At 35.7% G+C, this 24,392-nt stretch carries 22 protein-coding genes; 13 read left to right on the forward strand and 9 right to left on the reverse strand.

The features are described 5' to 3' along the window. Positions 1-31: 31 nt before the first annotated feature. On the forward strand, positions 32-1,645 hold the full coding sequence (locus tag WH267_RS14135; RefSeq protein WP_340009102.1) for a T9SS-dependent choice-of-anchor J family protein: 1,614 nt from the start codon (positions 32-34) through the stop codon (positions 1,643-1,645). Between the two features lie 19 nt (positions 1,646-1,664). On the opposite strand, the gene WH267_RS14140 is transcribed toward WH267_RS14135, so the two are convergent. The 6 genes from WH267_RS14140 to tilS form a co-directional block, all read right to left on the reverse strand. After that, positions 1,665-2,489: a patatin-like phospholipase family protein gene (locus WH267_RS14140; protein ID WP_115970514.1), complete on the reverse strand. Its 825-nt coding sequence runs from the start codon at positions 2,487-2,489 to the stop codon at positions 1,665-1,667. 45 nt (positions 2,490-2,534) lie between these two features. Further along, entirely contained in the window at positions 2,535-3,347 is an 813-nt protein-coding gene (locus WH267_RS14145) for a hypothetical protein (protein WP_123320929.1), read from the reverse strand. A gap of 5 nt (positions 3,348-3,352) precedes the next feature. Further along, a complete protein-coding gene (locus tag WH267_RS14150) occupies positions 3,353-4,135 on the reverse strand; it encodes an alpha/beta fold hydrolase (RefSeq protein ID WP_340009105.1) in 783 nt (260 codons plus the stop codon). Between the two features lie 106 nt (positions 4,136-4,241). Beyond that, positions 4,242-4,769: an ExbD/TolR family protein gene (locus tag WH267_RS14155; protein ID WP_115970511.1), complete on the reverse strand. Its 528-nt coding sequence runs from the start codon at positions 4,767-4,769 to the stop codon at positions 4,242-4,244. 249 nt (positions 4,770-5,018) lie between these two features. Then, on the reverse strand, positions 5,019-7,088 hold the full coding sequence (locus tag WH267_RS14160) for a protein-disulfide reductase DsbD family protein (RefSeq protein WP_340009107.1): 2,070 nt from the start codon (positions 7,086-7,088) through the stop codon (positions 5,019-5,021). Then, positions 7,078-8,427, reverse strand: coding sequence for a tRNA lysidine(34) synthetase TilS (gene tilS, locus WH267_RS14165; RefSeq protein WP_340009109.1), 1,350 nt, complete (start codon positions 8,425-8,427; stop codon positions 7,078-7,080). The genes WH267_RS14160 and tilS overlap by 11 nt, the downstream gene beginning before the upstream one ends. Before the next feature lie 87 nt (positions 8,428-8,514). Between tilS and WH267_RS14170 the strand changes: the two genes are divergently transcribed. From WH267_RS14170 to WH267_RS14195, 7 genes are all read left to right on the forward strand, one after another. Then, complete coding sequence (locus tag WH267_RS14170; RefSeq protein WP_340009111.1) at positions 8,515-9,348, forward strand: OmpA family protein; 834 nt, start codon at positions 8,515-8,517, stop codon at positions 9,346-9,348. Positions 9,349-9,557: 209 nt separating this feature from the next. Next, on the forward strand, positions 9,558-12,053 hold the full coding sequence (locus WH267_RS14175; RefSeq protein WP_340009113.1) for a M1 family metallopeptidase: 2,496 nt from the start codon (positions 9,558-9,560) through the stop codon (positions 12,051-12,053). Positions 12,054-12,536: 483 nt separating this feature from the next. Continuing rightward, on the forward strand, positions 12,537-12,692 hold the full coding sequence (locus tag WH267_RS25185) for a CCPGW family putative bacteriocin (RefSeq protein WP_409013142.1): 156 nt from the start codon (positions 12,537-12,539) through the stop codon (positions 12,690-12,692). 138 nt (positions 12,693-12,830) lie between these two features. After that, positions 12,831-13,478 carry an O-methyltransferase gene (locus tag WH267_RS14180; protein WP_340009115.1) on the forward strand — a complete coding sequence of 216 codons (648 nt, stop codon included), beginning with the start codon at positions 12,831-12,833 and terminating at the stop codon, positions 13,476-13,478. A 71-nt stretch (positions 13,479-13,549) separates the two neighbouring features. Continuing rightward, entirely contained in the window at positions 13,550-14,266 is a 717-nt protein-coding gene (locus tag WH267_RS14185; protein ID WP_123320995.1) for a C40 family peptidase, read from the forward strand. Between the two features lie 3 nt (positions 14,267-14,269). Beyond that, positions 14,270-14,737, forward strand: coding sequence for a DUF1648 domain-containing protein (locus tag WH267_RS14190; protein ID WP_123320923.1), 468 nt, complete (start codon positions 14,270-14,272; stop codon positions 14,735-14,737). An 11-nt stretch (positions 14,738-14,748) separates the two neighbouring features. Continuing rightward, the gene (locus WH267_RS14195) at positions 14,749-15,987 is read left to right on the forward strand and encodes a 3-deoxy-D-manno-octulosonic acid transferase (RefSeq protein WP_340009118.1); all 1,239 of its coding nucleotides are present in this window, start codon (positions 14,749-14,751) and stop codon (positions 15,985-15,987) included. Here the strand turns inward: WH267_RS14195 and WH267_RS14200 are convergent. The 3 genes from WH267_RS14200 to WH267_RS14210 are packed head-to-tail and all read right to left on the reverse strand — an operon-like array spanning position 15,979 to position 18,364. After that, positions 15,979-16,605: a deoxyuridine 5'-triphosphate nucleotidohydrolase gene (locus WH267_RS14200; protein WP_340009120.1), complete on the reverse strand. Its 627-nt coding sequence runs from the start codon at positions 16,603-16,605 to the stop codon at positions 15,979-15,981. The two genes, WH267_RS14195 and WH267_RS14200, sit on opposite strands and share 9 nt — an antisense overlap. Position 16,606: 1 nt before the next feature. Beyond that, a complete protein-coding gene (locus WH267_RS14205) occupies positions 16,607-17,362 on the reverse strand; it encodes a glycosyltransferase family 2 protein (RefSeq protein ID WP_115970503.1) in 756 nt (251 codons plus the stop codon). Between the two features lie 24 nt (positions 17,363-17,386). Then, on the reverse strand, positions 17,387-18,364 hold the full coding sequence (locus tag WH267_RS14210; protein WP_340009122.1) for an acyltransferase family protein: 978 nt from the start codon (positions 18,362-18,364) through the stop codon (positions 17,387-17,389). A 198-nt stretch (positions 18,365-18,562) separates the two neighbouring features. On the opposite strand from WH267_RS14210, the gene WH267_RS14215 reads away from it, so the two are divergent. From WH267_RS14215 to WH267_RS14235, 5 genes are all read left to right on the forward strand, one after another. After that, positions 18,563-19,042, forward strand: coding sequence for a lipocalin family protein (locus WH267_RS14215; protein WP_340009124.1), 480 nt, complete (start codon positions 18,563-18,565; stop codon positions 19,040-19,042). Positions 19,043-19,221: 179 nt separating this feature from the next. After that, a complete protein-coding gene (leuS, locus tag WH267_RS14220) occupies positions 19,222-22,035 on the forward strand; it encodes a leucine--tRNA ligase (protein WP_340009126.1) in 2,814 nt (937 codons plus the stop codon). Between the two features lie 240 nt (positions 22,036-22,275). Then, positions 22,276-23,139: a MotA/TolQ/ExbB proton channel family protein gene (locus tag WH267_RS14225; RefSeq protein ID WP_045501175.1), complete on the forward strand. Its 864-nt coding sequence runs from the start codon at positions 22,276-22,278 to the stop codon at positions 23,137-23,139. 55 nt (positions 23,140-23,194) lie between these two features. After that, entirely contained in the window at positions 23,195-23,803 is a 609-nt protein-coding gene (locus WH267_RS14230; protein ID WP_340009129.1) for an ExbD/TolR family protein, read from the forward strand. A 10-nt stretch (positions 23,804-23,813) separates the two neighbouring features. Then, complete coding sequence (locus tag WH267_RS14235) at positions 23,814-24,380, forward strand: ExbD/TolR family protein (RefSeq protein ID WP_340009131.1); 567 nt, start codon at positions 23,814-23,816, stop codon at positions 24,378-24,380. The last annotated feature ends 12 nt before the right edge of the window (positions 24,381-24,392 follow it).

The following is a 24,392-nucleotide window of genomic DNA, read 5'->3' on the forward strand; positions in this document are numbered from 1 at the left end:
TGATGTAAAACCTACTAAAAAACGAAACATTATGAAAACAAGATTACTCGCGATGCTGTTTGCATTGCCATTGGCTGCAAATGCGCAATTTACCCAAAACTTTGATGCCGGAACAACCACTCCTGCCGGCTGGACTGTCATTAACGGAGGGGATGCTGCTGGATTTATCTTTAGTGCCGGGGCTCCGAGAAGTGTGTATTCATTACCCAATGCCGCTCAGATTAATTACTCAGCTACAGCACATGATGATTATTTGGTAACTCCCGCTATTACTGTGACTGCAGGGGTTAATACCAGATTAACTTATTTTGTAAAGAATCAGGACCCTAATTATGTGGAAAATTATGAAATTAAATTGTCCACAACAACAGCTACGGCTGCAGCTTTTACTACTGTATTAACTCCGGAGGCACCAGCTCCTAACAAGTGGACGTTCTTTTCCGTAGATCTTTCTGCTTATGTAGGGCAAACAGTGTATGTAGGGTTTCATGCAGTTTCTACAGATAAATTCAGATTGCTGTTTGACAGTATTAACAATGATGTTGCTCCTACTACAGCTCCTGGTTGTAGTACATTGGTATCACCAGCTAATGGAGCTACCAACGTAAATCCAAATTCAATGACGCTTACATGGTCTGCTCCTGCAGCCGGAGCGACAGTAGATAGTTATGATGTATATATGGATACCAATCCTAATCCTACAACTTTAGTTTCAAGCAGTTATTTATTTGCTGATTTTAGTAATTTACAAGGAAATACTACTTATTATTGGAAGGTTGTTCCTAAAAATGTTGTGGGGGCAGCTGCAAGTTGTCAGGTTTATAGTTTTACAACAAGAGATGCATTTGCTCCTTATTGTGCGGGTAATTTACTATTTGGTCCGGGAGCTACAGGTACAAGTGGTGGGATTGAGCCTATTACATCGGTACAGCTAGCTAATATGACCAATACTTCTTCAGAAGTTTTAACGAGTCTTCCTCATGAAAATTTTACAGATAAAATTGCGTCTGTAGAACAAGGGGGAACCTATCCAATTACTTTAAAAGGGAATACAGATGGGAATGCTACAGATAAATTTACAGTATTTATAGACTGGAATCAGAATGGAAACTTCCTGGATGCAGGTGAGGTTTATTTTGGAACAGCAGCTACTGCAGTAACAATAACAAATTCGACAGGTGTAGATGCAGTAACAGCTACTGGAAATATTGTTGTTCCGGCTACAGCAACATTAGGGAAAACAAGAATGAGAATTAAGAAGAATTATGCTTCAGCAGCAAACTTTTATTTAAGTCCATGCTATTCTTCAGGAGCTGCTCTTACTGCTACTGCTGGTGCTGTAGGTTGGGGACAGGCTGAGGATTATAGTATTATGGTGGCTGCTGCAGGAACCCTTGGAGTGAATGAAAGTAAAGCTAAACCTACAGTAGGAGTGTATCCAAACCCAATGAAAGATATTCTCAATATTTCTACTGCAGATAAAAAAATAACAGAAGTTTCATTCTATTCTGCCGACGGAAGATTAGTGAAATCTGTTAAAGAAAATATCTCTACTGTTAATACAGATGGTCTGAATTCAGGAGTGTATATCGTAAAAGTAAAAACATCAGATTCTGAACAGACATTCAAAGTAATAAAAGAATAATGGAAAGTATCCGTTAGTTTTATAAGAAGCTCTCAATTTGAGAGCTTTTTTTATGCCCTTTTTCTTCCAGTTCCTGACAGGTGTATTCGTAGACCTGCTGGAACATTTCATCCATATATTTCTTATTGAAAAGACTGTACTTTGTCATTTTAGGCGGATCTAAAAATATATTACAGTGTTTCACTTTAGAATATACTGATTTTGCGATGGCCAAATGGAGAATACGGTCAAACTCTTTCATCAGGCTCATCTTGTTTAATTCATCATAGCTTATTGAATTCACATGGGAAGCAATCAGAAAATCGCATTTATCCATAATAGGTTCAATGGGAAGGTTATCCAGAACTCCACCATCTACATATATTTTATCACCCATTCTTACTGGCGGCAGGATGAAAGGGACACTTGATGAAGCCAAAAGAGGAGTGAATAGTTCACCTTCAGAAAAGAAGTCAACAATACCGTGAGTCATTTCTGTGGTGGCGATGTAAACAGGGATCTTCAGGATGTTAAAATTGTCTTCAGGGAAATAATCCTTGAATAGTTTTAAGATGAAATTAGAGCTGAAAATTCCATTTTTTGATAACTTCAGGGCAGACCGTGAAAAAAAAGAAGTTTGCCTTACAATTTCCATCATTTCGTCCGGTGTTTTTCCAAATGAATAAAAAGCGGCAATGATAGAACCTGCGCTGGTCCCGGAAATAATATGAGGTTTAAGATTGTATTCTTCCAGTGCTTTTAAAACGGCAATATGTGCAATTCCACGCATTCCTCCGCCTGAAAGTGTAAGTCCGATAACCGGAGGTTTCGGGGGTGTCTTTTTTTTGAACGAGAATATTCCCATTGAGAAAATTATACCTTACTAATATACAGGATTTTTTGTGAATGTTTATGGCTCGTCACATTCAGAATCGATCTTGATGAATAAAGCATTGAATTCATTATTTATTTTTTCATCATGAGAAATCCTCTGTATTTTATCGTTGGCACAATTTCCCCAGCCAAAAGTAATCAGATCAAGAAGAGCATAGTCTCTATTGTCTGATGAACTCAGTTGTTCATTGAATTCATCCATGATACGTTGCGGATTCCCGTTTGTTTTACTCATTTCCTCCCTGAGCTTTTTCCATTCTGCAAACATTTGATCATCAGTTGAATTTAAAGCCTTTGAAAAGTTTTTACATTTATCATTTTTGAGCAGAACTGAAGGGTCGGAATAGGCAAGAGTCTGGGTTTTCAATTTCTCATAAGTTTGAACAAGTTCTTCATAAGTTTTCTTTTTGATATCCTGCCAGTATGGGGTATTTACAACCTTCAGGTTTTGAATCTGAGCTTTTCTTTCTGCAAAATCTTTATCCAGCTTTGCCAGAATTTTATCTTTATTATTTCTTACTTCTGTAAGGTCTTTAAGGTTGTGAACAAATGGGGAATCAAGTAAAGAACCGCTCAGTTCAAACCAAAGTTTATAAGTTCCTTTAATTTCTTCTTTTGAGTATTTATTGCTGTCAAAATATCCTTTGTTGTCACATAATTCTGTTACAAATTGAAAAACTTCCTGCTTAGGCTGAACAGCCGTTAAAGTATCTGCTTTTTGAGATAATGCCTGAGCTGAATCTGCAGGCTCAGTACTGGATGTTGGCTGTTTTTCCTTTTTGCAACTTAGAAATACAAGAAGAAAGATAGACATTATAGCAATTCTCATGATTTTTATAATACTAATTTTTTAGGTAAATTATGTAAAAGCTCTGTATTGATAATTTCTGCACAAATGCCTGGTTTTTCCCAATGTCCGTTGTGTCCGCAGTCTAATATGTAGGATTTGATATTCGTTCTGTCCGGAAGATTTTTGATGGTAAGATCTGTTTTTACAGCAGTGTCATGCTTGCCTGCCAGTACAAGGATCTTGGCTTCCAGATTTTGCATGACATGCTTTTTATCAGTCCTTTCTACCATTCCTTTTACACAGGCAAGAGCTCCCATATTATTGGTGGAAAGTGCTGTTTCGAGTGCCGTTTCAATTTTTCCTTCCAGAATATCTCTCTCATTAGGATTGAACAGGTTGGGGGTTCCGGCTCTGACATAATGGGCAAAAGCATCTTTGATGATCCTGTAACTTTTGATGCGTTGTTGTTTCTTCTCTTCATCATCTGCAAAATAAGTGGAGAAGAAAAGAGTTAAGCTCTTCAGTGTGTCAGGATATTTTTCAGCAAAAGCCAGAGAAGTGTAGCCACCCATGGAATGTCCCAGTACATGTACTTTCTCTATATTCTGATTATCTAAAACTTTTTTTACTTCATCAGCCATTAGTTCCATAGTATGGATTTCTCCAAAGGTCTCCGATTGTCCGTGACCCGGAAGATCAATTTTTAAAAGGGAGAAGTCTTTGGATAGATGAGTCTCCATATCACTCCAGATAGACAGGTTTTCCATAAATCCGTGGAGGAGTACTAAGGTTTCTTTTCCATTTCCTTTTCTTTCAAAGTTCAGCATGATTTCAAAATTAGAGAGGTTAAAATAATACAGCAGATCTACTGCTGACCGGTTTTACTTTCAAATGTAAACAAAAAAGAGCATTTTAAAAATGCTCTTCCCTGTTTTATTGAGTTAATTCTTTGTAAACCTTTGTTTCCCAAGGTTTGATATCAGTTACTCCGTAACGCTCTTTTTTAGAAATAGCCAGATCGTCCAATATGTCTACAAAGTTTTTGTAGTTAGCTTCATCAGTAGGTTTGATAATTACGGTGAATTTTTTTTGGTTAGGGGCGTTTTTATAAGCTTCAGAAATGATTTTTGAAATATTTAATCCACTAAAGTCTGTTTCTTTAAGGTTTGAGGTGTTTAAATCTGTTGCATTGCTTTGGTGGTAAAACACTCTGTTATCTTTTCCCAGAATGAATGTAACCTGATTTTTATCTCCAATAACATAGTCGTTAATAGGTGGTTTGGGGTTGTGGTCTTTTGCGGGAAGTCCAAGATCCATCACGTTGGGTTTGGTAAAATTAGTCGTAAACATGAAAAACATCAACAGTAGGAAATTGAGATCTACCATTGGAGTCATGTCAATTTTTATTAATTTCTTTTTTTGCTTGCCGCCTTGTTGTTCTTGTGCAATTACTTCAGCCATAATTCATATTTTAAAATGTTAAACGGTATTTGGTGAAAACTTTAAAAATCTGATCGTGATTTTGAAAAGTTGATACAAAGTTGATGCCTAACTATTTAAATATGTAATAAATTGTTGTTTTTATTAAATAATTATGCTTAAATGATGTTAAAAAGTATGCTTGGATATAGATGATCTGTCTGGGTTTCAATGATAAAAAAAAACTCACACTGAAAAAGTGTGAGTTTAGAATATATGTAAAATGTTTATTTACTTGTTTTTCTTGAAGTAATTCACTCCGCATTCCAGAAATTTTTTGAAGTCTTCCTTCGGCATATACCCTGAAACAGGTGTATTGATTACTTTTCCATCCGGAGTTATTAAGACATAGTGTGGCTGGGAGTTGTTATTAAAGTTAACCTGCTGGAATAAGCTCCAACGGTCTCCAATAGTTTTAACCTTTTTGATCTGTCCCTCCCCAAGGTCAATTTTTGTTTTTTGATCTTCAGGAAGCTCTTCCTTGTCATCTACGTATAAAGAAGCCAGAACAATATCATTTTGAAGGATCGGTAAAATATCCGCTTCACTCCATACAAACTCTTCCATTTTTCTACAGTTTTCACAACCATACCCTGTAAAGTCAATTAAGATCGGTTTATTTTCCTTTTTAGCAAGCTCTATGGCTTTAAAGAAATCATGTTCAGGGTGCATGCCTAAAATACCGTCTTTTTCATCATGGAAGTAGCTCACGTTCAATGGAGGCAGGATTCCACTTAATAACTGAAGTTTCGGACGGTCGGATGGAATCAATCCCTGAATCAGATAGATCACAAATCCGATTCCTAATGCCCCTAATATTTTTCTTGTAATTGAAATCTTAGGTTTTTTATCATCATGCGGGAATTTGATTAATCCAAACAGATATAAAGCTAATCCTAAAGCAACAATGATCCATATGGCGATGAAAAGTTCTCTTTTTAAGAAGAAAGTCTTCGATACAAGGTCTGCTTTTGATAAGAATTTTAAAGCTAAAGCCAGTTCTACAAAACCTAAAACCACTTTCACAGTATTCATCCATCCTCCTGATTTCGGAAGACTTTGTAATGCCTGCGGGAATAAAGCCAATAATCCGAAAACAATAGCCCAAGCTAATCCGAATCCTGCCAGGGCAAACGTTAACAGCATCGGAACATTAGAAGAACCGGTTACAGCACTTCCCAATAAACTTCCCAGAATTGGACCGGTACAAGAGAAAGAAACGATTACCAGTGTTAATGCCATAAAGAAAATACCGATGATACCACCTGCTTCTTCAGCTTTTGAAGACTTGTTGGCAATAGAGCTAGGCAACGTAATATCATAATATCCGAAGAAACTTCCGGCAAAGAAGATGAATATGATAAAGAAAGCAATATTCAGCCATACACTTGTGGAAATCTCATTGAAAATATTTCCTGCAATACCATCAATAATATGGAAAGGAATACTTAATAAAATGAAAATAAGAAGGATGAAAAATCCGTAGATCAAAGCATCTCTTTTCCCTTTAGCCTTATCCTTACTTCCTTTCGTAAAGAAAGAAACCGTTAAAGGGATCATAGGGAATACACATGGAGTCAATAAGGCGATTAAGCCTCCAATGAAACCTAAAAACAGATAAGTCCAATAGTTTTCTTCTACTTTTGTAGTGGCTGTACCACAATCCGTTAATGGATTTTTGAAATCAAGGGTTTCAATTTTTAACTGTTTAGGATCCAGTACAGAGGTTTCGGCCACGGTAACTTCTGTTTTGGTTGGATTTTCAGTTACTGTTTCCACTGTTTTTACAGAATCTTTTACAGGCTCTGTAGTTTCTTCAGGGGTAGCTGCCTCAGTTGCCCCTTTTGGAGTCACCTTCTGATTGAATTCTAAAGTATTGGGAGCAAGACAAACCCTGTCATCACAGGTCTGATAAGTAATTTCAGACGTTACATCAGCAGGTTTTGCAGGATCTTTTAATTTGAATTTCTGCTTGAATCCAGCGGTATTGGAATAGAAAACAATAGTTCCTCCGAAAGCTTCAGAGAATTCTTCATGTTTTTTACCCACTTCAGTAAATTTTCCGATAAGTTCAATATTCTTTCCTGAAACCTTGTATTCGGTTGGAATTCCCGTATCTTCAGGAAGATCTTTGGAGTAGATATGCCAGCCTTTTTCCATGGTAGCATTCAAAACCGCCTCATACTGGTTGTTGCCCAGATCGTTGATGGTAAACTTAAACTTTACAGGATTTTTAATCTGTGCATTAATTCCTGTTGCTAAAAAGAGTAGAATTAATAAAAACCAATTTCTAAATTTCATTTTTCGTTTCATTAAAAATTTTGAGAATACGTTCTGTTTTCTCATCCTTTGCATATCTTCTATCTTGTCTGAAAGGTATGATTCCAAGTACGGAATTGTTACTGTCAGACAATATCCAAATTTTTTGCCTCGCTAAAATAGATAATTTTTCGTCCCTAAAAAATTTAGAAACTTTCTTTTTCCCCGAAAATCCCATCGGATAAAATTCATCACCATCCTGCTGTTTTCTTAAATACAGTGGGAACTGAAGTTTTTCAGCATCAAAATCCCATTCTATATTTTTATTGAATCCATCAATGTCTGCAATAGAAACCTGAAGATTGATCCTGATTGGGTTTTCTGATAAATCAAAATGATCAATCAGAAGAATTTCGTTTTCGCTTTCAGTGTCTTTATTTCTTCCAATAAAGACTAATTCGTTTCTGTTGACAATCAGCTGATATTCTTTAGAGAAAAAAGAACTGTTGTTTTCTGCTTTAAAAATTTTGGGAATTTCCTCTTCCTGATTGAACCCATATTTTTTTAAAATTTCAAACTTGACAAAATCACTTTCCTGATCCAGCTTTTCCTTTGATAGGATTTTATGGTCTGGGTTAAATATACTAAGCTTATTTTCTATCTCCTGGATCTGTTTTTGAACAAAATTTCTGGTTTGGTTCAGGTATGAGGAGCTTTTTTTAAAGTTTTCCAGAAAATGCTCATTGGTTTCCTGCAATTTCGGGACAATCTCATTTCTGATCTTGTTTCTCAAATAATCACTTTTTTTATTGGAGAGATCTTCCCGGAATTCAATCGTATTGTCTTCTGCAAATCTATAGATTTCCTGTTTTGAAAACTGTAAAAGCGGGCGAAGAATATTATTGTCATTGGAAGGGATGCCGCTCAGACCATTAATTCCGGCAGCTTTAGACAGATTGATAATAAAAGTTTCCAGCTGGTCGTTCAGGTGATGGGCGGTAACCAGAAATTCCAGTTTTTCTTTTTCCTGAATTTCCTTAAAAAAAGCATACCGGAGTTCTCTTGCCCAAAGCTGAATAGAATTTTCCGGTTTTTTATCCTTTTCAGAAACTTCGTACAGGTGAAACATAATATGATTTTTCTCACAAAAATCCTGTACCACTTTCTGATCAAGAGTTGAATCTTCCCCGCGAAGTTTGTAATTGATATGGGCTATCTGAAATGAACATCCCGGACGTTGTTTTTCGTCTCTTAAATCCCTGAATAAAGAGGCTAAAACCATAGAATCGGCACCTCCGCTCACCGCTAAAAGATAGCTGTGGTTTTCAGGTTGCTGAATAAGATTTTCTAATTGTTTTCTGAAGCTTGATTTTTTCAACATAGATGTTGAGAATTTCTTTTATGCAAAGATAAACCATATAATTCAATTGAATTTCCCTAACTTTGAGTAGTCTAAAAATGATTACTTATGAAGATTTTTAAAATTTTAGCGGTTTCTGCAGTGGCGTTGGGAATGACATCTTGTGTAAGCAAGAAGCAGTATGATGCCTTAAGCACAAACTATAAGCAGTGTATTGAAAATATCGGAGAAAGACAAAGAGAAATTCAGGATTTGAAATCTCAGAACTCTGCATTGACAGGTGAAAATAATTTATTAAAAAGCCAACATGATGCTTTAAAATCATCATTGGATGCATGTCTTTCCAATACAGGAAAAAGCTCTGCTAATATTGACAAACTTGTGGGAGAGATCAATGCTTCCAATTCATATATCAAGCAGTTGATTTCTAGCAATGCTAAAAACGACAGCTTAAATCTTGCTTTGTCTAATAAGCTGAAGAGATCTTTAGATAATGTATCTGATGAAGACGTACAGGTGAAAGTCTTGAAAGGAGTGGTAATGATTTCCCTTTCAGACAAAATGTTATACAAAACAGGAGATTACAATATCTTGCCTGCTGCCCAGGAAGTGTTGGGTAAAGTAGCTAAAGTAATCAATGATTATGATAAATATTCAGTATTGATCGAAGGTAATACAGATAACGCTCCGTTAAATTCTGTAAACTTACCAAGAGACAACTGGGATCTTTCTGCATTAAGAGGTACATCTGTTGCTAAGGTTCTTCAGACTCAGTTTGGAGTAGATCCGGCGAGAATAACCGCAGGAGGTCGTTCTGAATACAACCCGAAAGCGACGAATATGAGTGTTTCCGGAAGATCAGAAAACAGAAGAACGGAAATTATCATCATGCCTAAACTGGATGAATTCATGAAGCTGATGGATATTGCTCCTAAAAAATAATTACTGAATAATACAGTACACAAGATCCCGATTTTTCGGGATCTTTTTTTATGCAATGAAATGTCTGTTTTGGATGTAACTTTTAAATCAATAGCTCTACTTATTGAAAATAAATTGATATGATCTTTGGAAATCAATGAGATGTTTTACTGCTGAGAAGGGAGGTTGCCACCGCTTATCATGAATTTACCCATAAAAATAATAATCATATGAAAAGAATTATTCTATCGGTAAGCTTATTAATTTTCTCTTTATCCGGAACGGCTTTTGCCCAAACAGAGACTTCAGGAAGAGAAAAAATATATAAAGCAACCCATACAAAAAAAACAGAACTGAAGCATACCAAACTGAAAGTAAATTTTGATTACCAGAAGGAGGAAATGAACGGAGAAGAATGGCTTACGGCATCACCTTATTTCTATCCGTCAGATTCATTGGTGCTGGATGCAAAAGGAATGCTGATTCACGAAGTGGCAATGGATAGAGGAGGAAGTAAGCTTCCATTAAAGTATCAGTATAGTAATAATCTTCTTACAATCAACCTGGATAAAACATACAGCCAAAATCAGGATTATACGGTTTATATCAAATATACTTCCCGGCCTAATGTAGTGGACCAACAGGGAAGTCCGGCAAAGGGGCTGTATTTCATTAATTCCGATGGCAAAGATCCTGATAAACCTACCCAAATCTGGACAGATGGTGAATCTGAATTTTCATCTGTATGGTTTCCTACTATAGATAAACCGAATCAAAAAACTACCCAGGAAATTTATATGACCGTTCCGGATAAATACATAACCCTTTCTAATGGTATTTTAAAAGAGTCGCAGAAAGAATCCGGTAATATGAGAACAGATCATTGGGTAATGGAGAAAAGGCATGCGGTATATCTTTTCTTTATGGGAGTTGGAGAATATAGTGTTGTAAAAGATAAATGGAAGGATGTTCCAATAGATTATTATATAGAAAAGGAATATGAACCTTATGCCAGACAGATCTTCGGAAATACCCCTGAAATGATGGAGTTTTTCTCTAAAAAGCTAAACTATGACTATCCCTGGCCGAAATATTCACAAATAACCGGAAGAGATTATCCAAGCGTAGCCATGGAAAACACAACTGCTACCCTTCATAATATGGGAGTATTGCAGAAACCAGGACAATTAATTGATGAAAATAGGTGGGAAGAATATATTGCTCATGAGCTGTTTCATCATTGGTTCGGGGACCTGGTAACTTCAGAGAGCTGGAGTAATCTTACGTTGAATGAATCATTTGCTAACTATTCCCAATATCTCTGGAACGAATACAAATATGGAAAAGATCAGGCAGATTATCATTTAATGTCTAATATCAATAAGTATATCAGCAACCCTTCGGAATTTAAGAAAGATCTTGTAAGATTCAGTTATGATTCTCCCGAAGATGTTTTTGATGTGGTATCCTATGAGAAAGGAGGTGGCATTCTTCACATGTTGAGAAACTATTTAGGGGATGATGCTTTTTTTGCAGGAACAACTGATTTCTTAAAAACCTATGAATATAAAAATGCAGAGGCCCAGCAATTAAGATTATCATTTGAAAAAATATCAGGAAAAGACCTGAATTGGTTTTTTAACCAATGGTATTACGGAAACGGGAATCCCAAATTAGAGTATTCATATACTTTTGAGCCTGTTAAAAAACAGGTGGAAGTATTCATTAATCAATCACAGGAAGTCCCTTTTGAGTTTCCTTTGGCAATAGATGTCTATGATAATGGAAACCCTACACGGTATAATGTTTGGGTAAATGCCAGGGCGAAAAATACTTTTAGTTTTAATGCTTCCGGGAAACCTGACCTGATCAATATCAATGCAGACGGAATATTACTTTCCGAAATCACAGAGAAGAAAACAGCAGAACAAAATTTAATGCAGTTTACCCATTCTAAAGAATTTTTAAGCCGCCTTAAAGCATTGGTAGGAATTAAAGATGATCTGAGTAATCCGGCATCTGTTAAACTGTTGTCTGCTGCCTTAAAGGACCCTTTCTTCAGAATAAGAATTAAAGCGTTGGAGATATTAGATCTTACCAATACATATCAGAATAAAAATCTGGCAACAGAGGTTGAAAAATTGGCAGTTAATGATCCAAGAACGTTAGTGCAGGCTGCGGCTATCTCTGCTTTGGTAAAGACAAAAAATAAAAAATATCTGCCGGTATTTGAAAAAGGAATAGGAGCGGTATCTAATGCCGTAAAAACAAATTCACTACTAGCCATCATTGCTACTGATCCCTCAAAAACGAAAACTCTTACTGATAAGATTGATCTTTCAGAGGCTTCTAAGGATGTGCTTATCAAAATGCTTCCTATTGTTGTTCAAAATAAAATAGACTCCCAGATGAAGTATACTGTTCCCATTGTAGCTTTTTATCCATTAATAAAACCCAATAATCCGGAATTGGGGAAAGCTGCAGAAGAAGGATTCAACATGATTATGGAGTCTGATAATATTGCTGCTACGGAGGGGATTACCAGGATTTTAGATAATGCAAAAGCTCAAATGGTAAAAACTCCAGAGATTAAAAAAGCAATTTATAATATGTTGGAAAGCGGATTGAATAAAAAGAACGAACTTTTGAAAAACAATCCACAGAAAAAGGAGAGTATTAATAAGCAGATCACTGCTCTGAAACAAATACTTGAAATGTATAAATAGATATTTCGTTATAAAAATATTCCAAAAATAAATCCCGAAGAAATTCGGGATTTATTTTTTAATCAAATTAATTCTTCTTTTTTCAAAAGGGAAATAATTCGCTTCAAAAAAGGATTGGATATTTCAGTCTTGTTTTTTCTTGCAGAAGACTGTGTACTTCTTTTCAGAGGTACTTTTTTTTGATTCTCATGGTTAGTTTGTAGTTGGTCTTCTGCAATCATTTTGTTTTCCAGTGTTTTTACCCCTTCGTTCTCTTTGCAAACTTATCATTAATGCCTCATAAAAAACATCCGTATTTTCCCGGTATTTTGTACGGTGTTTTTCCCGGAATTTAGAGAGATAAATTCTATAAAATATTTTATTATAAATATAATTGCTTGATTAATAAAAGAATGTGTATATTTAAATCTCTATAATAGGAAATAAATATAGAGGTGTCCGAAAATCTTAAAGAGTAGGAAATTAATACTAAACAAAATAATTATGAAAAATTCAAAAAAACTTTCAAGAGGAGAAATGAAAACTGTACAAGGTGCTATTAAAGGATGTAATCCACAGATATTTTGTACCAGTCCACAGACTAAGTGTTGCCCAGGATGGGTCTGTGCCGGTATAAGACAATATTGTATAGCCATATAATGATTTTTTACTTAAAAGTTAGATACACCTAAGAAAAAGAGAGGAATTAATTCCTCTCTTTTTTTATCTTATCCTGACCAGAGGCGGTTTGTTTAAAAAGAATTTTAAAATCCTTAAATTTGTTTAAATTAAAATTGTATGAGTTTTTTTGAAGAAAAGAATCCTGAAATGGATAGATATTTGGAAGCACACGCTTCCTCAGAATCAGAAATTCTGAAAAAACTGAGAAGAGAAACTTATCAGAAAACAACACAGCCGCACATGATTTCAGGCTATCAGCAGGGAAGGTTGCTGACTATCATTTCCCAAATGCTGCAACCTAAAAGTATTCTTGAAATAGGTACGTTTACAGGATATGCTACTCTGTGCCTGGCCTCAGGATTAGCAAAGGACGGTAAGATCACTACATTGGATGTGAATGAAGATCTGGCTTATCTGCCAAAGAAATATTTTGAATCCAGTGAATATGCTGCTCAGATTGATTTTAAACTTCAGGATGCTAAAGAATTTTTAAAAGAAACAGTTGAATTTTTTGATTTGATTTTTGTAGATGCAGACAAAGAAAACTATGCAGATTATTTCAGACTGATAAAGCCTCATACCCGATCCGGATCAGTAGTGATGTTTGATAATGTTTTGTGGTATGGAAAAGTACTTGAGGAAAATCCAAAACTTAAATCTACTCAGTCTATTCAGGAGCTGAATGATTTAGTGGCAAAAGACGAAGATTTTGAAAATCTTATTTTACCTTTGCGTGATGGAGTAAATTTTCTGAGAAGAAAATAATTAAAAGACAGGAGAAATACATGCAATGTAATTTCCACATTTTTTAATTTCCTAATTTCTAAATGAATAAAATGAATAAAGGGATTTGTATCGTAACAGTAGCGCCGGTTCGTGCAGAAGGTTCTGACAGGGCAGAGATTGTTACAGAAATATTGTTTGGGGAAAGTGCAGATATTTTGGAGGTCGATAAAAACTGGACCAGAATAAAAATGCACTATGACGGCTATGAAGGATGGATAGATACCAAGCAGCTAAGGCCTGTGACAGACGAAGAACTGGCGAAGAGAAAAGTTACTGTAGTTACAGAAGACTTTTCCTCCGTATTGATGAAAGATGGGAAAACCCTTCTTTCTATAGGTTCTGAAGTGGAATTTCCTGTTGTTGCTTCAAGAAGAAGCCATGATGTGAGGGAGAGCATTGCACTTACAGCCAAAGAATTTCTTAACGTTCCTTATTTATGGGGTGGCAAAAGCTTTTTTGCAGTAGACTGCTCAGGGTTTACGCAGTTGGTGTACAAAGTACATAATATTAAAATTCCCAGAGACGCTTCCCAGCAGGCTGAGGTGGGGGAGGCTCTCACTTTTGTGGAAGAAACACAGCCCGGTGACCTTGCCTTCTTTGAAAACGCTGAAGGAAAAATTATCCACGTTGGAATCATGCTGGAAAACCAGAAGATTATTCATGCCTCAGGAAAAGTGAGAATTGATACGTTAGATTCTACCGGAATCTTTAACGAGGAAATGAATAAACATACCCATAAGCTGAGAGTACTTAAAAGTATTATTTAAAATATGAAAACTTCCAGCATATTATTAATCGTGAATACTCTGCTACTGGTTGTAATCTGGGTTTTTACAGGAGTTAAATATGCTGAGCTGCCTGATATCATTCCTACCCATTTTAATTTTCAGGGAAAGGTAGATGGGGAATCTGGGAAAGCAACAATTTGGTTTTTAGTAGGTATTGCTACTTTTATTCACCTTCTTTTTCTTAGAATATCCGGAAATCCGAATTCTCCGTTACTGAATGTTCCCCAAAGCTTTCGTAATACACAAACATTGAAACTATATCTGTTTTCTCTGGAGCTTCCAGTGATGATTTTATTTCTTGATATTATTGTTGAGAGTATCAGGGTGGCAGAAGGAAAGCAGACAGAGCTTAGTGATGCTGTTTTGTTTATTTTAGGGTTAATGTTTGCTGTGATTGGAATTGGACTTATAAAATCGGTTCGGGAAAGTAAAATAAAATCTAACAACTAGATCCATCAAAATTGAAATTACTTTATAACATATTTATCAGCCTTCTTATCTTTGGAATGAAGGTGTTTGCTTTATTTCACGATAAAACTAAAAAGGGCGTTGATGGAAGGAAGGAGTCCTTGAATAAAGTGAAGTCTGCTTTCACCAAAACAGATAAGGTGATCTGGATGCATGCTGCGAGTTTAGGCGAGTATGAACAGGGATTGCCTGTTCTGGAAAAGCTTAAAGAACAATTTCCTGATTATAAAATTCTGATAACCTTCTTTTCACCGTCAGGATATGATAATGTTGTTAAGAAGAAACATATTGCGGATGTGATCTGTTATCTGCCGTTTGATAAAAAAAGCATGGTAAGAGAGTTTATATCGCAATTTGATGTTAAACTATTTTTTACGGTGAAATATGATTACTGGTATAACCTGCTGGCGGAACTTAAAGAAAAAAATACTAAGATCTATGTAATTTCAGCATTGTTCTACGAAAGACAATCGTTTTTCACTTCTTATGGAAAGTGGCTGGTAAAACAGCTTAAAGAAAATGTAGATTGGTTTTTTCATCAGACTCAATTCTCACTTGCACTAGCTAAGAGTGTTGGGTTAGTAAGATCCTCAGTAACAGGAGATACAAGATTTGATAGAGTAAAGCAGCTTCGGAACCGTGATAATCATGTGGATCATATTACAGATTTTATAGGGAGTAATAAAGCGGTTGTTTTTGGTAGTTCGTGGCAGTCAGAAGAGAAAATTGCAGAAATGGTTTCCCTTAAAAATAATACCCTTAAAATGATTATTGCTCCTCATGACCTTAAAAGAGTAGAGCACCTGAAAAATACCTTTTCTGATGCTTTATTGTACAGTGAAATCAAAGATACCCAACATACAGTTTTCAATGCTCAAATTTTGATTATTGACAGTATTGGCTTATTGTCAAAGCTTTATTCCTATGCCGATATAGCCATTGTAGGAGGAGGTTTTCATGATGCCGGTCTTCATAATATCCTGGAAGCGGCCACATTCGGCGTTCCGGTAATCTTTGGAAATCATTATAAAAAGAATCCTGAGGCAGATGATCTACTCTCTGTGAATGGAGGAAAGTCTTTCGCAGAAGAACATGCTGCTGCAGAATTTGTTTTATTTCTTGCTGGTGAAGACAATGAAGAAGAACTTGCAGAAATGTCCGGAAATGCAGAAAAATTCGTTAGCGAAAAACCCGATTCCACCCAGATGATTATGCAAAAGATTCTATCGTAAAAACCCCTGACTTTTTATCTCTTTCATAATCTGATCGATATTCTCGGGAATATTGTCTGATTCAAACCAATTAAGATCAAGTCCGTTATTAATACATAGTTTTTGAAGATAATTGTTCTCCAGTATTTTTTGATAAATGCTTCTTAGGAGCTCATCAAATTCCATCCAATAATCTTCATCCAGTTTCTTTATCAGAATCAAGGATTTAAATAGTTTATTAATGATATAAAGGTAGAGTTTATAGACGTTGTCAAATCTTTGTCTGCTAAGGTCGTTATTGTAATCCAAAACTTTGTCGATCATCAATAAATTCAGAGAAACTTCTCCGAATTTATCTGTTGTTATCTTAACATGTTCTGTAATTTCTGCACTTAGTTTCCGGATAATGGTCAGAAAATATTTTGCATTACCAATATATTTGGAGGCTAAAAGAATTTTTTCTTCCACATCCGCTTCCTTGGCATTTCTTTTATCATCAGTGGTTTCCGGATCGATAAGCTCGAAATACAGTTTTTTAGATAATAATTTATCCTTTCTCAGAAGTCTGAAAATAAGTTTATCCTTCTCTGTGCCGGTAAAAGCACTCAATGCTGCTTTAAACTCTTTTGAATACTCCATTTTAGTTGAATATTTTTGAATATTTCATAAACCCATTTAAGGCCCAGTTTGCCGTATAATACAAAGATTTTAATGTAGAGAATCCCATAAAATCTTTGTACACCAGATACTGATCCTTAATGATATTCTTTTTCTTTCTGGAAACACTGTTCTCCCGCATTCTGTACTTTGCCATTGTTTTATTGATAGGAATTCCTTCCGGGATTACTTTTAGCAGATTTAGCCACATTACATGATCCTCACGCTTACTTTTTACAGGGAATAAAAATTTCCCTACTCTTTTGGTATCATACATCGTGGAAACCGGAGCCAGCCGGCATGTTTTCAGTAAATTCGAAAAAGTAACCACTTTATCCGCTAGAAAATCTTTTAATATAGGGCGAAGCTGCTCGTCACATCTTGAATAATTACAGTATACAAGCTCTGCGTTGTGCTCCTGCATATAATCTGTCATGGTCTCAAGATATTCAGGATGCCAGAAATCATCGGAATCCAGGAAAGCAATATATCTTCCCTGAGCTCTTTCAAGGCTGTTGTTTCTAGCATTTCCTGCACCTCCGTTTTTCTCCAAAACCTTAAGTTTGATTCTTGGATCATTGTATTTTCTGATCATCTCAACAGTGCTGTCCTTAGAAAGATCATCCGTAATAAGCCATTCCCAGTTTTCGTTGGTTTGGTTCAGAACAGATTGTATTGTTTCTTCTATAAATTCAGCTGAATTATAGCAGGGAGTGATAATGGAGACAAGGTCTTTCATTCGCGTTTTAAAATAGGTGTAAAATTATAAAAATCTTTTTTCATAAAAGTGCCATGAGGCAATTCCCACTCCGATGACTGTAAACATACATACAATACTCATAAGGTAAGGATTGTAGTTGGCAAAAAGTCCCAATGTGGCAAATACCCTGATGATAGGGAAGTGGAAAATATAAATTCCATAAGTGAAATCCCCGTATTTTCCGAAATTATTCAGGAAGCTGAAGGAATAAGCAATATACAGAACAATAATACTGATCATTATTGGGGAAAAAAGTTTTATTTTAAAAATAAGATCAATCCAGACCGTAATGATGGCAATGATAAAAAGTAAATGTTTATGCTTGATAAATTTGTCGAAATGAAAATAAATAAGCATTCCTCCAATAAAATAGCATAATGAACCCGGAAGCTGTCTTGAAAGTGCTGCTTTTCCTGTCATTTCAAAATAATTGAGATAGACCAGAGAAAGGAAATAAAGAACGATCAGGCTGATGGTTCGGTATTTATTATTCTTTCCAAACAGTAAGAACATCAGTGGAACTGCTATATAAAAACACATTTCAATCTTAAGAGTCCATAATGCCCCGTTTACAGCCTGGTTGCCAAATACACCCGGAAGCCATGGAGCTTTGAAATTGAGGAATAATGAATTCCAGAAAAGGTATTTATAAACCTGTGTATTGCTGAAATATTCAGTAAAAGATAAAGTACTGACCAGACTCAGGAGTATAGCACAAAGAAATACAACAAGCAGATAAGCAGGGACAATCCTGTTGAACCTTTTCTTGGCGTAGCTTTTTAGGCTTGATGCCCTTTCATAGCTTCTTGCAATCAGAAAACCACTCACAATGAAAAACGAGAAAACAGCAACTTCAACAGGGCTATGTGTTAAGAATAATAGCTTTTCAGAAGCACTTAAAGCACCCAGATGTCCTACGAAGACAATAAAAGCGAGGAGAACACGAATGAAGTCAAAATTGTTTTTCGTTATAGCTTGCATTTTTTTTCTTTGTTACAAAAATAACTTTTTTAATAAAACAGAGGAGTTTTCGAATGTTCAATATTTGTTAAATAAAGGCAATATAGCCTCTCAATGTTTTAAAATATGTATAAATAAAAGCTGATAAAATAATTTTTCACAAAAAATAGTAATATAAATCAAAAAAAGTATAATTTTAGCGCTTGAAAAAATTGATCTATGAAGAAATTAGCACTACTATTTTTAGGTTTATCATTATTGGTAACTACCGGATGTAATAATAGCAACGAAATTGTTATAGAAGAACCGATTATTGGATTCTGGCAACCGTTAAAAGAGGTGGTTACTACCGTTGAGGTAGGTGAGCAACCGATTTCAGATGTGATTACTTATACCGAATGTCAGAAAATGTCCAGATGGTGGTTCAGTACTGAGACAAGCGGGAAAAGAATAGATGTGCAGGATCCTACTACAGGAACCGCTTGTAACATTTTGCCTGATAAAAACTTTACCTATTCATATGATAAGAGCAGCAAAGCCCTTCAGATGAAATACCAGGGAGTGGTAGCACCAGTAAATACAAAAGTGGTAACATTGGATGCCACTACGCTCAATTTATCAGTAAGAGAAGAAACCGAAGATCCTACAATTTATAAAACAAGAACTATTACTTTTAAAAGGGTAAGCGCTAAGCCTTAATAGTGTATTTCAAGATATAATAAAGGTCTCATCTTCGGATGGGACCTTTTTGTTGAACAGAGAATTACAATTCATCATAATTTAAATTTCTATTTCCTTTAAAATCATTATTTTTGTGAATCTTGTTTAAAAGAAAACAATCCAATTATTTAAAGTCTAACATATAACATCTATATAAAGTGTTTTACGATCATCAGCAGATAGAAAAAAAGTGGCAGAAATATTGGGAGGAAAATCAAACCTATAAAACCTCCAACAATACCGATAAACCTAAATTTTATGTACTCGATATGTTTCCGTACCCATCCGGAGCAGGACTTCACGTAGGGCATCCACTGGGATACATTGCGTCAGATATCTATGCGAGATATAAAAGACATCAGGGGTTTAACGTTCTCCACCCGGTAGGATATGACAGCTTCGGGCTTCCTGCTGAGCAGTATGCGATCCAGACAGGTCAGCATCCGGCAATCACAACAGAACAAAACATCAACAGATACGAAGAGCAGTTAAGAAAAATCGGATTTTCATTCGATTGGAGCAGAGAAGTAAGAACTTCCGATGCATCTTATTATAAATGGACACAATGGATTTTTATCCAATTGTACCACTCCTGGTATAATAAAAATACTGATAAGGCAGAAGCTATTGATACCCTGATCAGACATTTTGAAGAAAAAGGAACAGAAGGATTAAATGCCAATCAGAACGATGAATTGAATTTCACTGCAGAAGAATGGGCAAACGCTTCAGCTATTGATAAAGAAGATATCTTACTAAATTATCGTCTTGCTTACAGAGCAGAGACTACGGTAAACTGGTGTCCTGCATTGGGTACAGTTTTAGCCAATGATGAGGTAAAAGACGGGAAATCTGAAAGAGGAGGATTTCCTGTATTCCAAAAGAAGATGATGCAGTGGAGTATGAGAATTTCTGCATACTCTGAAAGATTATTGCAGGGTCTCTCTACTTTGGACTGGCCACAGCCGTTGAAAGATTCTCAGGAATACTGGATCGGGAAATCTCAGGGAGCACAGGTTAAGTTTAATGTAGAAGGACATGAAGAAATTGTTGAGGTTTTTACCACAAGACCTGATACCATCTTTGGAGCAACCTTTATGGTATTGGCTCCAGAAAACCCTTTAGTAGATACCATTACTACCGATGCTCAGAAAGTAGAAGTAGATACTTATATAGAAGAAACTTCCAAAAAGACGGAAAGAGACAGAATGTCTGACGTGAAAAACGTGAGCGGAGCTTTCACAGGAAGTTATGCTGTCAATCCATTCAGTGGAGAAAAAATGCCAATCTATATTTCAGATTATGTATTGATGGGTTATGGAACAGGAGCCGTGATGGCTGTTCCTGCACATGATGAGCGTGACCACAGGTTTGCAAAGAAATTTAATTTAGAAATTAAAAAAGTAGTTGAAACAGAAGAAGACGTTCAGGAGAACTCTTTTGATTCTAAAGACTCTGTTTGTGTAAACTCTGATTTCTTAAACGGATTACATTATAATGATGCCAAGTCAAAAATAATTGCAGAAATTGAGACGAAAGGTATCGGTCACGGAACTACAAACTACAGACAGCGTGATGCGATTTTCTCAAGACAGCGTTATTGGGGAGAACCGGTTCCTATATATTATAAAGAAGGAATACCATATACCTTACCAGTTTCTGCTTTACCATTGGAACTTCCTGAAGTTGAAAAATATTTGCCAACCGAAGATGGAGATCCACCACTAGGAAATGCTAAAACATTTGCGTGGGATGAAGAGAACCAGAAGTTAGTTGCTACAGATTTAATTGATGACAAAACAATATTCCCGTTAGAATTATCTACAATGCCAGGGTGGGCTGGAAGCTCATGGTATTTCCTTAGATATATGGATCCTCAGAACGATGGTGAATTCTGTGCTAAGAATTTTTCAGATTATTGGGGACAGGTAGATTTATATATAGGAGGTAGTGAGCATGCAACCGGTCACTTATTGTATTCCCGTTTCTGGAACATGTTCTTAAAAGACAGAGGGTACATTAACAGTGATGAGCCTTTCCAGAAATTAATCAATCAGGGGATGATTTTGGGAATGAGTGCATTTGTGTACAGAATTGATGGTACTAATCAATACGTATCTAAAAATTTAGCCAACGAATACCAGACCCAGCAGATCCACGTAGATGTATCCTTATTAAAAGGAACATCTGATGAATTGGATACTGAAGCATTCAAAGCATGGAGACCAGACTATGCCGATGCAGAGTTTATTTTGGAGGACGGAAAATACATCACGGGCCGTGAAGTAGAAAAAATGTCCAAGTCTAAATACAATGTGGTAAATCCTGATGACATCTGTGAAGAGTACGGAGCAGACGGTTTAAGATTATATGAAATGTTCTTAGGTCCATTAGAACAATCCAAGCCCTGGAATACACAAGGTTTGAGTGGAGTATACGGTTTCCTTAAGAAATTCTGGAATCTTTATTTCAATGGAGATGTATTTGAAGTTTCTGATGAAGAGCCTACGAAAGCAGAATATAAAGTTTTACATACCTTAATTAAAAAGGTAGTTTATGATATTGAAAACTTCTCTTTCAATACTTCGGTATCTTCATTTATGATCGCTGTAAACGAGTTGCAGAAAATTAAATGTAACAAGCGCAATATTTTAGAACCGTTAGCCGTTATCATCTCTCCATATGCACCTCACATTTGTGAAGAATTATGGAATTTATTAGGAAACGGTACATCAATAGAATTTGAACAATTCCCGGTATTGAATGAAGATTATCTGGTTGAGGATGAAATTGAGTATCCGGTAAGCGTAAACGGTAGAATGAAGTTCAAAATTTCTCTTTCAGCTCAATTATCTGCGAAGGAGGTAGAAGATTTGGTGATTTCAAATGAGAAAATGCAACAGATTTTGGAAGGCAAAACCCCTAAAAAAATCATTGTAGTCCCTCACCGTATTGTGAATATCGTAATTTAAAAAAAAATTAACATTGGGAAATTAAAAAAAATGGAGTCCTTATTTTTTAGATTTTTTAACTCAAATGTTAAATTTGAGGAAAATAAATAAAATATTTGCGAATAATTATAATATCAAAATCGTATTAAATTTTCTTTATTAAAAAATATCAAAATGTTTAATTAAGACTCTTGCATTTTAATTAATTTTGCCTTTAATTTACACCCTGTAAAATTTTAAAACAATATAATTTAGTTAAATATGGAAATGAATGTTTCAAAAAATGATGAGCAAGTAGTTGCTAGAAAAGCGGGAGGTTTAAATCCAGCTGTTATTATTCCTATTCTATTAGTTATAGGGATTTGTATTTGGTTATTCGTTTTAGGTAATCCAGGTAATTTTAAAGCTGATCCAAGATTAGCAGGTGCATCAGTTGCTTTTTCTGATGTAGAAGGTAAAGAGATGCATCCAGAAGGGTTCTTAGGGATGATCTACATGGGGGGTATCATTGTACCATTACTTGTAACATTCATGATTACTGTAATTGTTTTCTCATTTGAAAGATACTTTGTATTAAGCAAAGCTTCAGGTTCAGGTAATGTAGATAACTTTGTAGTAAAAGTAAGAAGCTTACTAAACGGAAACAAAATTGACGAAGCTTTAGAAGAGTGCGACAGACAACAAGGTTCTGTAGGGAACGTTGTAAAAGAAGGTCTTACTACTTACAAAGCTCTTGCTCACGATACTACTTTAAATAAAGAGCAGAAAATGGTAGCTCTTAACAAAGCTATCGAAGAAGCTACAACTCTTGAGATGCCAATGCTTGAGAAAAATATGATGATCCTTTCTACACTAGGTACAGTTGCAACGTTAGTAGCACTACTAGGAACGGTAATCGGGATGATTAGAGCATTCTTCGCATTAGGTGCTGGAGGTGGTACTCCGGATGCTGCAGCTCTATCAATCGGTATTTCTGAAGCCTTGATTAACACGGCGTTAGGTATTGGTACTTCTGCAGTAGCAATTATTCTTTATAACTTCTTTACTTCTAAAATTGACGGATTAACTTATAAGATCGACGAGATCGCAATGAGCATCCAACAGTCTTTTGCTGAATTCCACTAAGATGGAACTGTGTTTTGCACAATAAAAGAAGTTTAAAAAATAATTTATAAAAATAATGGCGAGAATTAAACCAAAAAGACATGGAGTAGTTACGGACATGACCGCGATGTGCGACGTTACGTTCCTATTACTTACGTTCTTTATTATGACCACGCAGTTTAAAAAACCTGATGTGGAGCAGATCAAACCGCCATCTTCAATTTCGGAAAAATTACTTCCTGATGCTAGTTTAATGACTATTAATGCTACACCGGACGGGAAATTTTATTTCCAGCCAGTAGAAAATGCATCAGAAAGACTTGCACTTTTAGATAAAATGGGTCAGAAGTATGGCGTTACTTTTGATAATAATCAAAAAGCAGCTTTCCAGAAAGTTCAGGCTATTGGAGTTCCAATGAACCAATTAAAAGGGTATTTGGATTTGCCTGAAGATGAGCAGAAAAATTACAAGAGTCCTTCAGGGATTCCTATGGATAGTACAAATAAGCAATTAATTGACTGGGTAAAAGAAAGTTTAAGCGTTAATCCTGACTACAAGTTAGCCATCAAAGGTGACGTTACAACAGAATACCCTAAAGTTAAAAGCCTATTTGAGGGTTTAAGAGATATCGATTTTCTTAAATTTTGGTTGATTACATCACAAGAAGGTAAACCTAATGAATAATTAAGAAGAAATGGCAGAAGTACAAGTACAGGATAAGAGTGCCAAGGGTGGCAAGGTTCGATCCAAGAAAAACAACCCCAGAGTCGATATGACTCCGATGGTTGACCTTAATTTCTTACTATTGATGTTCTTTATGTTTACGTCAACGTTTAGTAAACCGAATGTGATGGACTTAGGTCTTCCGGCTAAACCAAAGCCTACAGATCCTAAACCGGAACCAACAGAAATTAAACTTTCAAATTCAATTTCTATATTACTAGGGAAAGACAATAAAGTGTTTTGGCACCAACAGGATGCAACATCCTTGAATGACCAAACTCTTATGGAAACTAGTTTTGACAGAGAGGGAATTAGAAAAGTAATTGAGCAAGCAAAATCTAGAGCTGTAGATCCAGCCAAATTTACGGTGATCATTAAGCCAACTGACGATGCTGTATATAAAAACTTTGTTGATATTCTAGACGAAATGGCAATTACCAAAAGTGAACAGTACGGTGTTACTGATATCAAACCTTGGGAAAAAGCTGTTTATGAGAAGAAAGTAGGTGGTGCAGCTGCACCGGCTGCTACAAAGTAATTTAACCATAAA

This window comes from Chryseobacterium sp. MYb328 (genome assembly GCF_037572595.1).
Classification (GTDB): Bacteria; Bacteroidota; Bacteroidia; order Flavobacteriales; family Weeksellaceae; genus Chryseobacterium; species Chryseobacterium pennae.

Excerpts from the sequence above, each read along its gene's own strand:
- WH267_RS14135 (WP_340009102.1), top strand. The coding sequence starts at position 32 with ATGAAAACAAGATTACTCGCGATGCTGTTTGCATTGCCATTGGCTGCA.
- WH267_RS14140 (WP_115970514.1), bottom strand. The coding sequence starts at position 2,489 with ATGGGAATATTCTCGTTCAAAAAAAAGACACCCCCGAAACCTCCGGTT.
- WH267_RS14145 (WP_123320929.1), bottom strand. The coding sequence starts at position 3,347 with ATGAGAATTGCTATAATGTCTATCTTTCTTCTTGTATTTCTAAGTTGC.
- WH267_RS14150 (WP_340009105.1), bottom strand. The coding sequence starts at position 4,135 with ATGCTGAACTTTGAAAGAAAAGGAAATGGAAAAGAAACCTTAGTACTC.
- WH267_RS14155 (WP_115970511.1), bottom strand. The coding sequence starts at position 4,769 with ATGGCTGAAGTAATTGCACAAGAACAACAAGGCGGCAAGCAAAAAAAG.
- WH267_RS14160 (WP_340009107.1), bottom strand. The coding sequence starts at position 7,088 with ATGAAATTTAGAAATTGGTTTTTATTAATTCTACTCTTTTTAGCAACA.
- tilS (WP_340009109.1), bottom strand. The coding sequence starts at position 8,427 with ATGTTGAAAAAATCAAGCTTCAGAAAACAATTAGAAAATCTTATTCAG.
- WH267_RS14170 (WP_340009111.1), top strand. The coding sequence starts at position 8,515 with ATGAAGATTTTTAAAATTTTAGCGGTTTCTGCAGTGGCGTTGGGAATG.
- WH267_RS14175 (WP_340009113.1), top strand. The coding sequence starts at position 9,558 with ATGAAAAGAATTATTCTATCGGTAAGCTTATTAATTTTCTCTTTATCC.
- WH267_RS25185 (WP_409013142.1), top strand. The coding sequence starts at position 12,537 with ATGAAAAATTCAAAAAAACTTTCAAGAGGAGAAATGAAAACTGTACAA.
- WH267_RS14180 (WP_340009115.1), top strand. The coding sequence starts at position 12,831 with ATGAGTTTTTTTGAAGAAAAGAATCCTGAAATGGATAGATATTTGGAA.
- WH267_RS14185 (WP_123320995.1), top strand. The coding sequence starts at position 13,550 with ATGAATAAAGGGATTTGTATCGTAACAGTAGCGCCGGTTCGTGCAGAA.
- WH267_RS14190 (WP_123320923.1), top strand. The coding sequence starts at position 14,270 with ATGAAAACTTCCAGCATATTATTAATCGTGAATACTCTGCTACTGGTT.
- WH267_RS14200 (WP_340009120.1), bottom strand. The coding sequence starts at position 16,605 with ATGGAGTATTCAAAAGAGTTTAAAGCAGCATTGAGTGCTTTTACCGGC.
- WH267_RS14205 (WP_115970503.1), bottom strand. The coding sequence starts at position 17,362 with ATGAAAGACCTTGTCTCCATTATCACTCCCTGCTATAATTCAGCTGAA.
- WH267_RS14210 (WP_340009122.1), bottom strand. The coding sequence starts at position 18,364 with ATGCAAGCTATAACGAAAAACAATTTTGACTTCATTCGTGTTCTCCTC.
- WH267_RS14215 (WP_340009124.1), top strand. The coding sequence starts at position 18,563 with ATGAAGAAATTAGCACTACTATTTTTAGGTTTATCATTATTGGTAACT.
- WH267_RS14225 (WP_045501175.1), top strand. The coding sequence starts at position 22,276 with ATGGAAATGAATGTTTCAAAAAATGATGAGCAAGTAGTTGCTAGAAAA.
- WH267_RS14230 (WP_340009129.1), top strand. The coding sequence starts at position 23,195 with ATGGCGAGAATTAAACCAAAAAGACATGGAGTAGTTACGGACATGACC.
- WH267_RS14235 (WP_340009131.1), top strand. The coding sequence starts at position 23,814 with ATGGCAGAAGTACAAGTACAGGATAAGAGTGCCAAGGGTGGCAAGGTT.